General features: G+C 66.1%; 14 protein-coding genes and 1 pseudogene. 8 read left to right on the forward strand and 7 right to left on the reverse strand.

All coding sequences use genetic code 11. The features are described 5' to 3' along the window. Positions 1-199 precede the first annotated feature (199 nt). Positions 200-718 carry a hemerythrin domain-containing protein gene (locus ACFWF3_RS08115; RefSeq protein ID WP_379312997.1) on the reverse strand — a complete coding sequence of 173 codons (519 nt, stop codon included), beginning with the start codon at positions 716-718 and terminating at the stop codon, positions 200-202. A 133-nt stretch (positions 719-851) separates the two neighbouring features. Between ACFWF3_RS08115 and ACFWF3_RS08120 the strand changes: the two genes are divergently transcribed. Next, positions 852-1460, forward strand: a complete 609-nt coding sequence (locus ACFWF3_RS08120) for a hypothetical protein (RefSeq protein ID WP_379312998.1) — start codon at positions 852-854, stop codon at positions 1458-1460. Here the strand turns inward: ACFWF3_RS08120 and ACFWF3_RS08125 are convergent. Beyond that, a complete protein-coding gene (locus ACFWF3_RS08125) occupies positions 1438-2082 on the reverse strand; it encodes a hypothetical protein (RefSeq protein WP_379313000.1) in 645 nt (214 codons plus the stop codon). The two genes, ACFWF3_RS08120 and ACFWF3_RS08125, sit on opposite strands and share 23 nt — an antisense overlap. A 76-nt stretch (positions 2083-2158) precedes the next feature. Here ACFWF3_RS08125 and ACFWF3_RS08130 point away from each other — a divergent pair, with 76 nt between their 5' ends. Then, positions 2159-2602, forward strand: coding sequence for an NUDIX domain-containing protein (locus tag ACFWF3_RS08130; protein ID WP_378992103.1), 444 nt, complete (start codon positions 2159-2161; stop codon positions 2600-2602). Here ACFWF3_RS08130 and ACFWF3_RS08135 read toward each other — a convergent pair. Continuing rightward, positions 2592-3887: a hypothetical protein gene (locus tag ACFWF3_RS08135; protein WP_379313001.1), complete on the reverse strand. Its 1296-nt coding sequence runs from the start codon at positions 3885-3887 to the stop codon at positions 2592-2594. The two genes, ACFWF3_RS08130 and ACFWF3_RS08135, sit on opposite strands and share 11 nt — an antisense overlap. Positions 3888-4057: 170 nt before the next feature. Between ACFWF3_RS08135 and ACFWF3_RS08140 the strand changes: the two genes are divergently transcribed. Then, positions 4058-4261: a cold-shock protein gene (locus ACFWF3_RS08140; protein ID WP_358063985.1), complete on the forward strand. Its 204-nt coding sequence runs from the start codon at positions 4058-4060 to the stop codon at positions 4259-4261. On the opposite strand, the gene ACFWF3_RS08145 is transcribed toward ACFWF3_RS08140, so the two are convergent. Both ACFWF3_RS08145 and ACFWF3_RS08150 read right to left on the reverse strand, forming a co-directional pair. Then, a complete protein-coding gene (locus ACFWF3_RS08145; protein ID WP_379313002.1) occupies positions 4262-4531 on the reverse strand; it encodes a hypothetical protein in 270 nt (89 codons plus the stop codon). An 88-nt stretch (positions 4532-4619) separates the two neighbouring features. Further along, positions 4620-5402 (reverse strand): MHYT domain-containing protein, encoded by a 783-nt coding sequence (locus ACFWF3_RS08150; RefSeq protein WP_379313004.1) that lies wholly within the window; start codon positions 5400-5402, stop codon positions 4620-4622. A 418-nt stretch (positions 5403-5820) separates the two neighbouring features. Here ACFWF3_RS08150 and ACFWF3_RS08155 point away from each other — a divergent pair, with 418 nt between their 5' ends. Beyond that, positions 5821-6024 carry a cold-shock protein gene (locus ACFWF3_RS08155; protein WP_056812000.1) on the forward strand — a complete coding sequence of 68 codons (204 nt, stop codon included), beginning with the start codon at positions 5821-5823 and terminating at the stop codon, positions 6022-6024. A gap of 72 nt (positions 6025-6096) precedes the next feature. Here the strand turns inward: ACFWF3_RS08155 and ACFWF3_RS08160 are convergent, their stop codons facing one another. Next, entirely contained in the window at positions 6097-6900 is an 804-nt protein-coding gene (locus tag ACFWF3_RS08160; RefSeq protein ID WP_379313005.1) for a DNA polymerase beta superfamily protein, read from the reverse strand. 135 nt (positions 6901-7035) lie between these two features. Here ACFWF3_RS08160 and serA point away from each other — a divergent pair, with 135 nt between their 5' ends. The 3 genes from serA (at position 7036) to ACFWF3_RS08175 (ending at position 10570) form a co-directional block, all read left to right on the forward strand. Then, positions 7036-8634, forward strand: coding sequence for a phosphoglycerate dehydrogenase (serA, locus tag ACFWF3_RS08165; RefSeq protein WP_378626296.1), 1599 nt, complete (start codon positions 7036-7038; stop codon positions 8632-8634). Between the two features lie 118 nt (positions 8635-8752). Further along, positions 8753-9760 (forward strand): 3-isopropylmalate dehydrogenase, encoded by a 1008-nt coding sequence (locus ACFWF3_RS08170; protein WP_379313006.1) that lies wholly within the window; start codon positions 8753-8755, stop codon positions 9758-9760. Between the two features lie 201 nt (positions 9761-9961). Beyond that, positions 9962-10570, forward strand: coding sequence for a Uma2 family endonuclease (locus ACFWF3_RS08175; protein WP_379313008.1), 609 nt, complete (start codon positions 9962-9964; stop codon positions 10568-10570). 184 nt (positions 10571-10754) lie between these two features. Here the strand turns inward: ACFWF3_RS08175 and ACFWF3_RS08180 are convergent, their stop codons facing one another. After that, on the reverse strand, positions 10755-11930 hold the full coding sequence (locus tag ACFWF3_RS08180) for an MFS transporter (protein WP_378992391.1): 1176 nt from the start codon (positions 11928-11930) through the stop codon (positions 10755-10757). 303 nt (positions 11931-12233) lie between these two features. Between ACFWF3_RS08180 and ACFWF3_RS08185 the strand changes: the two are divergent. Beyond that, positions 12234-12332: pseudogene (locus ACFWF3_RS08185) on the forward strand (2-hydroxyhepta-2,4-diene-1,7-dioate isomerase); the annotation flags it as partial.

The raw sequence follows: 12332 nt of genomic DNA on the forward strand, positions 1-12332 counted from the left end.
GTGTTGACCGTGCTTACCGGCCGTGGAATCGAGCTCTCCGCAGACCAGCGAAAGCTGCTTGCCGATACCACTGACGTCGATCAACTCAACGCGTGGTTGTTGCAAGCGGTCACCGCAACCCGCGCGGAAGAGCTTTTCGGCTGAGTCCCACCTTGTCGTCGGGGTGTTTGGGTGGCAGGGCTGGTCGGTAACTATTCGTCTACGAGATCACCAGCCGGAGTGGGCGGGGAATTGTGGACAGAACGCTGCGGCGGCGTTCACCCTCCACATCCCGTAGCAGCCACGTGTAATACGGACGAAGTCCTCGGAGTCCGATGCGGCGGCGCATTTCTCGGTCGAGTAGCGACCACTCTCGGTCGTTGATCAATGGCAGTGTTTCTTGCTCTTCGTGGCGCAGGTGGTTGTGCAACAGCTCGGACAGTGCCCCGAGCGTCGGTCGCGCGGCGTCCGGTCCCGCGCTATCGAAGGCCCGGTCCGCCTGGGCGAGGAGTGGGTCGATGCGGTCGTGTTCTGCGGCCATCGCCTCGACCAACTGCGCGTTCACGCCGCGGCGGCGCAGACTCGGCCAGAGCACGACGTCCTCCGCGGTGTGGTGGACGGATAGTTGGGTGTGAAACTGCGTCCAGCGTTCACGGTCCGGAGCGCTGGCGAGCGCTCGGAGATCGCGCCGGAACGCGTCGTGTGCTGCGTACATCATGGCCATATCGCGTTCAGTCATGGACCAATTACATTCGTGCGAGACGAGGCAGAACATCGTTGATTCGCCCAAATCCATACGTGAGCGTCTCCGGATCCGGAAGTACAGTGCCGGATCGCTGGTGCGCTGACGGGCTCGCCTACACAATGAGTGCATGAATGCTGTTGTGCAGCAAGTAATTACCGTTGCCGGTGTTCTACTCGGAGCGGGGGCGACGTTTGCGGGGGCGGCGTTGACCGAGCGGTCGAAGTGGCAGCGGACTCAGCGCAGCCGGTGGGATGACCGGCGGCTCGTTGCGTACAGCGAGTTCGCTCACTCGCTGAAGCATTTCGCGGTGGTGTCGCAGCGGATGGTCGCGGGGAGGGGGTTTCCGCAAGCAGGGCAGCCGCTTTCGGCAGAGGAAGGTGCGCAGCTCCTGGCCGAGGCCGAGTCCGAGAAGACGCTGAAGTGGGAGATGGTGTTGCTGCTCGGATCGCCCGAAGCTGTTGCTGCTGCGCGTCTGTGGAACAAGGCGGTGTGGGAGCTCAGTCTCGTAGCGATGGGTCGCGAGATGGAGCATGACGACTACCTGCGCGCCTATGAGGCGGCAGGTCATAAGCGGAATGCCTTCTACGAATGCGCTCGAAAAGACCTGGGGGTTCGCAGTGGTGAACTCCCATTCGGGGACGGGCCGTGGTTGCCGCAGAACGTGTTGGCCGCGCCGCCGGCTGATGAGGGGATCGCCGGGACCGTTCCGGGGGTCAGTTCGTCTGGCGGACTTTGATGGCATCTCGGGAGATGTAGACGTCGTATTCGCCGGGGGTGGCGATGGTGGCGTTGCCGTACGCGGAGCGGATGAAAGGGCTGGTGTACCAGCGGTTTTTGTTCATGTCTTCGAAGAAGTCGCGGTCGCCGCCGTTGAGGAAGGTCTGGTCCTGGGCGGGGGATTTGCCGTCGAGGCGCTGGCCGTACAGGCGGCTGAGCTTGTAGCCGGAGTGGAAGCCGAGGGCGTTGACCCACGGTTCGAGTTCGACGATGTTGGACTGGAGGGCGAACATGTCGCCCTCGATGCGATGGGTTGTCGGCTGACCAGCGTTTCCGTCTTCGTCGAACTGGGTGAGGACGAGGTCGAGTTGGTGTTCATGGCCGGCAACGGGTTTGGCGACTACGTGGGCGGCCTTGATCTCGCCGGTGAGTCCGAGATAGGTCTGGAGGAGGGTGGCGATCCAGAGGAGGAGGACCGCGACGAGGAGGAGGGCGGTGCCGGGGACCGCGCGGCCGAGAACGGCTTTGGGGCCGCGACGGCGGGTGGCGGCCAGTGCGGCCATGACCAGTAGGGCGATGGCGAGGGCGATCAATGCCAGGAGACCGACCTGGGCGAACCCGAAGGAAACCGGGAAACTCATGATGTGGGTATACCCCGAAAACATCTGCAACAGCGGCAGTCTCGAAGTTCTTGGGTGGGCAATTCGATCAGGAGGGGTGACAGTGGAGAAGTACCGGGTGCTCGTGGGGGTTCATCTGGTGTTGGTCGACGCACAGGGACGGGTGTTGTTGGGGCGCAGGGCGAATACGGGGTTCGGCGATGGGTTGTTCCATGTGCCCGCGGGACATCTGGAGGCGGGCGAGTCGGCGGTGGCCGGGTTGATCAGGGAGGCTCGCGAGGAGGTGGGGGTCGAGATCGACGCTCGGGACGTGGAATTCGCGCATGTGCTGCACAGCGATGAGCGGGTCCAGATGTTCTTCACCGTACGACGCTGGACAGGCGGGGTCGCCAACCGGGAGCCCGAAAAATGTTCGGAACTGGGATGGTTCGAGCCCGAAGCGCTGCCCGAGGAGATCGTCGACTACTGCCGGGTCGGGATCGGCAAGGTGATGACAGGGGAAGCGTTCTCGGAATACGGCTGGGATTCGGCTAGGGGCTGACGATCTCGGAGGTCTCGGAGCGCAGGCGCATCAGGCCCAGGACGGCGATCGCGCAGCCGAGTGCCACGACGATCGCAACCGCGCCGGGGCCGATCCCGCGGTCGACATCCGTGGTGCGGTACCAGGACGACGAATAGGCGAGATGGCCGAAGTCGGTGTCGCTCAAAGCGACACCGATCGAGGGCACGAACAGGATCGCCAGTCCGACGGTCCCGGACGTGGGACTTTGTGGAACAGCTGTGCCGAGGCAATACCCGGCGACCGAGCCGAGGGCGAGGCAGCCGAGGGCCGCGGTGAGCGTGGCGGGTGGGTCGAAGATATCGGCGGCCAGGACGAGGCAGGCCAGGGCGAGCACACTCGTCGCGGCTACCAGTGGACGCGGTGTGCGGATGCCGATCAGTAGGCCTGCGGCGGTGGCGGCGAGGGTGGCGAGATCGACCCAGCCGGAACGCGGCAGCGTGATGACGAGGCTGCCCGCGACCGAGAAGCTGCTCATCAGCAGGACCAGAATCCCGTCGCGTCCCGGCAGGATCATCGCGGCGGCGACCGCGGCCGCGATGGCGACGACCGAGGCGACGATCAGATAGGGGGCGCTGGTCTTGTGCGATGCCACGGCGAGCGCGGTGATGATGGTCGTCGTGAAGGCGACGACGGCGGCGAACACGGGCGCCAGCGGAATGGCGGTTTCGGTGGTCCAGCGGGGCGTGGCCACGGTGGTGAGCGCGAAGTACGCGAGCGCGAGCACGCTCGCGGCGATGAACCACAGGGGCAGTGCGCCGCCGAGCGCACCGCTGAAACCGTCGGAGTTCGGGTCGGTGGGCGACTGGGTCAGGTCGCCCAGGATGGTGCCGCCGAGTGTGCCGAACAGATAGACGGTGCGCAGGAGCGGTTCGTTCCAGACCGCGACCGCGAGCGCGCCGATGACAGCCCCCGCCAGTAGTGCGTCGATGAAGTTCAAGGTGGGCAGCGACAGAATGTCGAGGTGACCGTCGGCGCTGTCGGGGAGCAACGCGAGATGGTTCACCAAGATGCCGACCAGGGCGATCAGCGCGGTCCAGCGGGCCGTTCGCACGCTGCCGATCGCCACCGTGACGGCGGCGGTGATCACTGCGATGAACGCCGCACCGGTCATCGCCCGCGGAATGTTGAACACCAGCAGGTCGACGTGCAGCGATGCCGCCAAGGACGCGAAACTGATCGGCAACATGATCACGAGCGCCGCCACCGAGGTGGTGACGAAGATCGTCACGGTTTCGGCCGCGCAGCGAACGGTCGAAGGCTGCACCGAATCCCCGTTCTCGCGGCTGAGCCGGTCCGGTCGGACCGTGTCCGGAGCATATCCACTTCGTCACCGGGCGATCGGCTCCTCGAATCGAATGCCGGACGTGTCGCGGGCAGCGGCATGCGACGATTAGCGAATCAGGTTGGCAGGCACAGGAGTCGGAAGGTCGGTGGATGCCGAGCGGGATCGTGGCCTGGTTCGACAGCGGCAAGGGATTCGGATTCATCACTCCCGACGCAGGCGGACCCGACGTATTCGTCGAATACACCGCGCTGGCCGGTGCGGGGTTCCGCACGCTGCGCGACGGTCAGCGCGTGGAATACACCGTCACCGAGACCCGGCGCGGACCCGAAGCACACGATGTGCGGGCCGGGTAATCAGAAGACAGCCACCGCGTAGGCGGCCAACCCCGTTGCCGCCAGTGAGACGACCGCGCTCAGGATGAGCAGCTGATTGGTGCGGCGGTGCAGCCGGTCGTGCCGGGCGCGATGCGTGAAGAAGGAATTCGTGGGGTTGCCGTCGCCGACGAAGCAGGACCGGGAGTCGTGCAACGCGCGGTTCGCGCGGGTTTCCGCGATGGTGGCGGCGTACAGGCTCAGTGCGCCGAGGACCGCGCAGGCAATGGTGGCGACAATGACGATCGGCATCGTGTAACTCCCCCCGGAAATCGGCATAGCCGCAGCTCATGCCGGTGTTTTCTACCTCCTTCATTGTCGCATCGGGGTCCGACAGGTTTCAGTTCTGGCCGCTGGGCCAGAAGCGGCTGGCGCGTTGACCGTGCACGGGGCGGGTGAGGTTGGGGTCCTCGGCTTCGGTGATGCCGACCTGCATCAGCAGGATCATGGTCACCATGCTGATGCCGATGATCAGGGGTGTGAGCAGCTGGGCCGCGGTGGCGCCGCTGGCATGGGCCACGTGGGCGCTGGTGTGCGCGCTCATCGAGAACATGCCGGTGTAGTGCATGCCGGTGACGGCCACGCCCATCAGCAGGGCCGCGCCCGTGGTGGCGACGATGCCGTGGATGTGCAGGGCGAACCACAATGCCGCGATCGAGGCGACCACCGCGATGGCGAGCGACGCGGCGACCACGACGGGGTCGTAGATGATCTCGGCGTCGGTTTTCATCGCGTACATGCCCGCGTAGTGCATGGCCCCCACGCCGAGCCCGGTGATCGTGCCGCCGACCGGTAATGCGGCGCTGTCCCAGCTGCGGCGCACCACGATGGACAATCCGAGCCACACCACACCCATGGCGACAGCGGCGCTGAACAAGGTGACGGGAACGTTGTAGCGGATGGTCACGCCGCGTACCGAAAAACCGAGCATCGCGATGAAATGCATGACCCAGATACCGGTGCCACCGAGTGCGATCGCGGCCGCCGTGAGCCAACCGCCGTGCATGCCGGAAGCGCGCGAGCGAACCATGCAACGCAGCGCCAGCATCGACCCGACGACCGACATGACATAGGCCAGCAGGGGGGTCACCCAGCCGTAAGTGAAATGGTTGATATCCAGCACCGTCTACTCCTAGCGTGATTTCTCGGCGAGGCGTGCGATCCCTCACGATCTCGGAAAGTACGCTGGTAGAGAATTTGCCGTACTGGGTTTCTCGAAAATGTCTAGGGTTGCTGACGATGACATGGCCGTATTGCATAGAGCTCTCGATGGTGAAGCGTTCCAGTCGGTTTGGTGCGCGCTCCCGGCTAATCCGGCATCCGTGGAGCAACTACCTCGGCATACGGCGAGCATCCACCCCGAAAGCGGGCCGCGTCACGTCCGTGCCAGTGGCTGCTGGCAGGATCTGGGGGTTGCCTTCCTCACAGTTCGCACACTTTGCACTGTGCGATGTGGCCGAATTCGTCGGATCATGGCATGGTGGACACCGAGACCAGGGCCGGACTATTAGGACCTAGCTCATCTACAGAAGGTTTTTGAAATGGCACAGGGTGTTGTTAAGTGGTTCAACGGCGAAAAGGGCTTCGGCTTCATCGCCCAAGACGGAGGCGGCCCGGACGTCTTCGTTCACTACTCCGCGATCGGCGGCTCGGGCTTCAAGTCCCTCGAAGAGGGCCAGCGCGTGGAGTTCGAGGTCGGTCAGGGTCAGAAGGGCCCCCAGGCTCAGGACGTTCGCGCCATCTGATTCTGCGCTGACCAGCGTACGAATGTGAAGCTCCGCACCAGTTGGTGCGGAGTTTCTGCTATCCGGGGGTAGTCACCGCAGCGCCTCGGCGCGGAAGAACTCGCCGGTGACAGCCATCGACGCGGTGAGATCACGCGGCCCGCGGGAGTTGAATTCCGTGGTGGCCCTGTCGAATTCGGCGTCGATGAACGCCGTGATCAACGCGGGCGGGGCGGCCGAACCCATCTCCCTCGTCTTCGACTTGAGATCGGTCAGTTCGGTGATCGCCGCCACCAGGTCGACCGGCAACTCGCACTCGGCGAGCAGCGTCGGCAGATGCATCGGCGCCACCGCGGCACCCGGATGCTCACGCAACCAGCGCAGCGCCATCGCGGGCCGCAGCGCGTAGAACACCTTCTTCAAACCGCCGTTGCGCTCGAACAGCGCCCACTGGCGCGCGCCCAGGTGCAGGTAGTGCCGAGCGATCCGGTCGCGATCGGCCACCTCCCTCGCCACCTCGCGCAGCCGGGCGCGAAACGCCTCGTCGCCGCGGTAGACGATCGGCGACATCAACCATTCGACGAGCACCGCGTTGCCCGCCACCAGCAGGCGCAGCGCCTTCGCCAGATCCCAGCCGTTCACGTCGAGCAGCCCGATCAGCGGCGTTTCGATCACATCGCGGGTGCGCCACGGAGACAGGTAGGTCTCCAGGCCCGCCACATAGACGAAACGGCAGTCGTAGTCGGAATCGGGCGAGGGGAAACCCCAAGCACGGCTGCCACTTTCGATCGCGAGACGGATGGACACGTTGTGCTCGGCAGCCACCCGATCGAGCTCTGCGTCGACGGCGCCCACCACGGCCGGGTCCATCGATTCGGGGACGGTGCGCAAGGACATGCGGTGATCGTAGAGCGGTGGGTGCCCAGGGTTCACCCGGTTTTCGGGCAGGGGGGTAAGGGCAGCCGAAGTCCGGGCGACTATCCTGGTCGGCGGTAACTGCCGACCCCCTTTCTTCCCCAGGAGTACCCCACAGTGAGCCAAGCAGGCCGTCCTGTAGTTCTGATCGCCGACAAGCTCGCCCAGTCGACCGTCGACGCACTCGGTGACGGTGTCGAGGTTCGCTGGGTCGACGGACCCGACCGCCCGGCGCTGCTCGCCGCGGTCCCCGAGGCCGACGCACTGCTCGTGCGCTCCGCCACCACCGTCGACGCCGAAGTGCTCGACGCGGGCAAGAAGCTGCAGATCGTCGCCCGGGCCGGCGTCGGCCTCGACAACGTCGACGTGCCCGCCGCCACCGAGCGTGGCGTGATGGTCGTCAACGCGCCGACCTCCAACATCCACACCGCCGCCGAGCACGCCGTCACGCTGCTGCTCTCGGCCGCCCGGCAGATCCCGGCCGCCGACGCGACCCTGCGGGAGAAGACCTGGGCGCGCAGCAAGTTCAACGGTGTCGAGATCTTCGGCAAGACCGTCGGCGTGATCGGCCTCGGCCGCATCGGGCAGCTGTTCGCGCAGCGCCTGGCCGCTTTCGAGACCAAGATCGTCGCGTACGACCCCTACACCTCGCCCGCTCGCGCCGCGCAGCTCGGCATCGAGCTGCTGAGCCTGGAGGAGGTGCTCGAGCGCGCCGACTTCATCTCGATCCACCTGCCGAAGACGCCCGAGACCAAGGGCATGCTCAACGCCGAGACGCTGGCCAAGACCAAGCCGGGCGTGATCATCGTCAACGCCGCCCGTGGTGGGCTGATCGACGAGCAGGCGCTCGCCGACGCCATCAAGTCCGGCCACGTGCGTGCCGCCGGCCTGGACGTGTTCGAGACCGAGCCGTGCACCGACTCGCCGCTGTTCGACCTCCCGCAGGTCGTCGTGACGCCGCACCTCGGCGCCTCCACCTCGGAAGCCCAGGACCGCGCAGGCACCGACGTCGCCAAGTCGGTGCTGCTGTCGCTGGCCGGTGAGTTCGTGCCGGGCGCGGTGAACGTCACCGGTGGCGCCGTGAACGACGAGGTCGCCCCCTGGCTGGACGTCGTCCGCAAGCAGGGTGCGCTGCTCGGCGCCATCGCCAGCGAGCTGCCCGTCAGTGTCGAGGTCCAGGTGCGCGGCGAGCTGTCCGCACAGGACGTCGCCGTGCTGGAGCTGTCGGCGCTGCGCGGTGTGTTCTCGGCGCTGGTCGAGGACCAGGTCACCTTCGTCAACGCCCCGGCGCTGGCCAAGGACCGTGGCATCACCGCCACCGTCACCACCGCGTCGGAGAGCCCCACTCACCGCAGCGTCGTCGACCTGCGCGCTGTGTTCGGCGACGGTTCGACCCTGAACGTGGCAGGCACCCTGACCGAGCCCAACCTGGTCGAGAAGATCGTCAACATCAACGGCCGCAACTACGATATGCGCGCCGAGGGCCTGAACCTGGCCGTGCTGAACTACAGCGACAAGCCGGGTGCGCTGGGCAAGATCGGCACCCTGCTGGGCGAGGCCGAGATCGACATCCTGGCCGCGCAGCTGAGCCAGGACGTGGACGCCGAAGGCGCCACCGTGGTGCTGCGCGTCAACGCCGAGGTGTCCGCCGAGGTGCAGACCGCGATCGCCGAGGCCGTCGGCGCCTCGAAGGTCGTCCTGGTCGACCTGGCCTGAGTTGTTTCGTCCCGGTACAGCCGGGACTCGGCAGCTGCGCGCCGTCACCTCACGGTGGCGGCGCGCACCTGTATCCCGGCGCGGCACGGTCCGCCCCGACTTCGAACGGAGCTAGTTCATGAAACTCGCAGTAATCGCCGGTGACGGCATCGGTCCCGAGGTCATCGCCGAGGCGCTCAAGGTGCTCGACGTGGTGGTGCCCGGTGTGGACAAGACCGAGTACGACCTGGGCGCCGCGCGCTACCACCGCACCGGGGAGATCCTGCCGGAGTCGGTGCTGCCCGAGCTCAAGCAGCACGACGCGATTCTGCTCGGCGCGATCGGCGATCCGTCGGTGCCCAGCGGCGTGCTCGAACGTGGACTGCTGCTCAAGACCCGTTTCGCGCTGGATCACCACGTGAACCTGCGTCCGTCGAAGCTGCACGCGGGCGTCACCAGCCCCCTGTCGGGCAACCCGGATATCGACTTCGTGGTCGTGCGCGAGGGCACCGAGGGCCCGTACACCGGCACCGGTGGCGCGATCCGCGTCGGCACCCCGCACGAGGTGGCGACCGAGGTCTCCAACAACACCCGCTTCGGCATCGAGCGCGTGGTGCGCTACGCCTTCGCCAGCGCGCGGGCCCGTCGCAAGCACCTCACCCTGGTGCACAAGAACAATGTGCTCGCCTTCGCCGGTTCGCTGTGGCAGCGCACCGTCGACGAGGTCGCGGTCGAATTCCCGGATGTGACCACGGCGTACCAGCACATCGACGCCGCGACTATCCACATGGTGACCGATCCGGGCCGCTTCGACGTGATCGTCACCGACAACCTGTTCGGCGACATCATCACCGACCTCGCCGCCGCTGTCAGCGGTGGCATCGGTCTGGCCGCCTCGGGCAATATCGACGCCTCGGGTGTGAACCCGTCGATGTTCGAGCCGGTCCACGGCAGTGCCCCCGATATCGCGGGTCAGTCCAAGGCCGATCCGACCGCCGCCATCCTCTCGGTCTCGTTGCTGCTCAACCACCTCGGCAACACCGAGGGCGCGGCGCGCATCGAATCCGCCGTCGCCAAGGACCTGGCCTCGCGCACCGGCACCGCGTCCACCGTGGAGGTCGGCGACCGCATCGCGGCCATCGTGTAGGACAACTCGACGGGGAAGGGCCTGCACCGGTGCTCGATGGTGCAGGCCCTTCCAGGTTTCGGGTGATTGGTCGCTGGATCTGTACGCGACTCGACGGTGGTGTCTATCCCAGACCGTGGTGATTAGACTGATCACATCGTGGCGTGTCCAGTCGGGCGGTCAGGCAGATGAAGGGTGGAAGGCCCCAGATCGGGAGGCGAGATGACGGTTGACCGCGCTGTCGGTGACAGCGGCTTCGGCCCCTACACTGTGCTCGATCTGCACGACCTGTCGGAGGACGGCAAAGGGTTCGAACTCGAGGACGGGTGGTTGGTCGAGGTGGCTGCGGGGGCTCGGCACAACTGGATCGCGCACCGGCTGGCTCAAATAGTGCGAGGCGCACTGCCCAACGACTCACTGGTGGTTTTCGACGGCGGTGAGTGGGAGATCAGCACCCCTTCCGGTGTACGGAAGCCTGACGTTCTCATCGTTCCTCGTGACGTCGCACGATCGGTGATCGTGGACGAGGTGCCGAAAATTCTTCCAGGACTCGACGTCTTGCTCGTTGTCGAGGTGGTCTCGCCGGGCAGCGGGAGCGAACGTACCGATCGGGTGCGAAAAGTCGGTGAGTATGCGGCGCTCGGGATTCCCGAATATTGGATCGTGGAGCATCGGCCCAGCATTCGAGTCATCCGGCTGCTGCTCGATGCGGGCGCAGGTACCTATCGTGCCGATCCGGCGGTCGGATCCGGCTCGATGTTCGACGCAGTGTTGCGGGGAGACAGCGATGTTCGATTGTCCTTCGATCCCGAACAGCTGATCGACTTCTGACAGCTCGGCAACAAGGCTCGCTTCGGCTGAATGCCGGAGCGAGCCTTTGCCGTTGGTGGCGCGGATCGAATTGTGTCCGGTGAGTGGGTGATACGGCTACTCGACTGTCCCGGAACGCAATTCGTGGGCAGGGGTGCGAGCAGGGTAGGGGCGCCGTGTCTCGATGAACCAGACTGCCGTGCTGTTACTTTCGGGATTCTCTGGGTACCAAGGGCACCGCCGCCACTGCGGCGACCGCCGCCAAGGCGTAGACCACGGGGAAGCCGGTCGCCGTGATCACGGCACCGAAAAGTGGTGGGACGGCGGCTATCGCGAGGTTCTGGCCGGTGTTCTGGATGCCGAGGCCGCGACCGCTCCAGAAGGGGCCGGCGATCTCGGCCACGGCTGTGAACGCCAAACCGTTGTCGGACACCGAGATCACCGACGCCGCGACCATCAACGGGACGGCGGCCCACCACCAGTCGGTCCAGGCGGTGACAGTCAGGGCGGCCATGGCGAGGGCGGCGGCGATGGCTACCTGACGCAGGGGGCCCAGGCGGGAGCCGACTCGGTCCGACCAGGCTCCCGCGCCGATTCTGCCTGCGGCGCCGAGGAATTGGGTGGCGGTCATCAAGGCGCCTGCCGCGGCCAGTGACCAACCCAGGTCGACGTGGAGCCACAGCAGGCCGAAGGTCCACAGTGTGGCCTGGGGGACGACCAGCAGGATCGAGACGCCGTGGATGCGCCACAGAGTGGAGTCGCCGCGATAGGGATTGGCGCGGTCGGCGGCCTTCGCGGCCGGTCGCGGTGGGTCGATGATGCCGACCAAGCAGCCGATCGCGGCGACCCCGGCCATCAGGGCAGGCACCAGCAGCGCCGCGGGGATGCCGTGGTGCGCGGCCACCCATGGGATGGTGAGCGCGCCGATGCCGACGCCCAGTGGCTGCGCGGTCTGGCGAATACCCATGGCCAGGCCACGCCGGTCCGGTGGGAACCAGCCGACGATCACCCGGCCACTCGCGCCGTTGGAGCTGGCGGCGCCGATGCCGCCCACGAACAGCAGCGCACCGAACGCGACCGGGTTGTCCACCACGGCCGCGGCGACGCCTGCCACGAACATCAGCAGGGTCCCCGCCACCAGCACGATGCGTTCGCCGATCCGGTCGACCACGTACCCCCAGGCGATCAGGGTGCAGACCAGACCTACGGTCGGCAATGCCACCAGGGCTCCGGCGGACGCGAGTGAATCGCCACGAGCGGTGAGCGCGGGCAGCAGGAACGGGGTGCCGTGGATGAAGATCGAACTCGAGGTCTGCGCGAAGACACCGAGGGCGAGCATCATCCAGCGTCTGCCGTCACCGATCCGCGTCACTGGGGCCATCGGCCGCGCGTCTGTCACGATTCTCACCTCGCCGGATTGCACGATTGCATCTCATTATCTGAGATTGATGTCTCATTTTTTGAACTTCGATGATCACGCTACACCGGTGACCCGTGGAATTTCCGCACCGGCGAGGTGTCTGACGGGTCACATCGGCGCACGCGCGAATCCCGCAGGCGGGCAGTGGCTTCGAATCACACCGGTGTGATCTTTCCCGCACTTCCACCGGGCGGCTATCGAGCGATCGGTGCCGCATCACGGGTGCGTTCGGGCAGGTAGCCCCGTCTCGATAGACTCCGGGGCATGCGCTTAGGTCGAGTTGCCAGTCCCGATGGAGTCGCTTTCGTCAGCATCGAGGGTGACGGAAGCGATGCCGTCGCCAAGGAGATCGCCGAAAATACT

Origin of the sequence: Nocardia sp. NPDC060220 (genome assembly GCF_042727815.1) — a bacterium.
Classification (GTDB): Bacteria; Actinomycetota; Actinomycetes; order Mycobacteriales; family Mycobacteriaceae; genus Nocardia.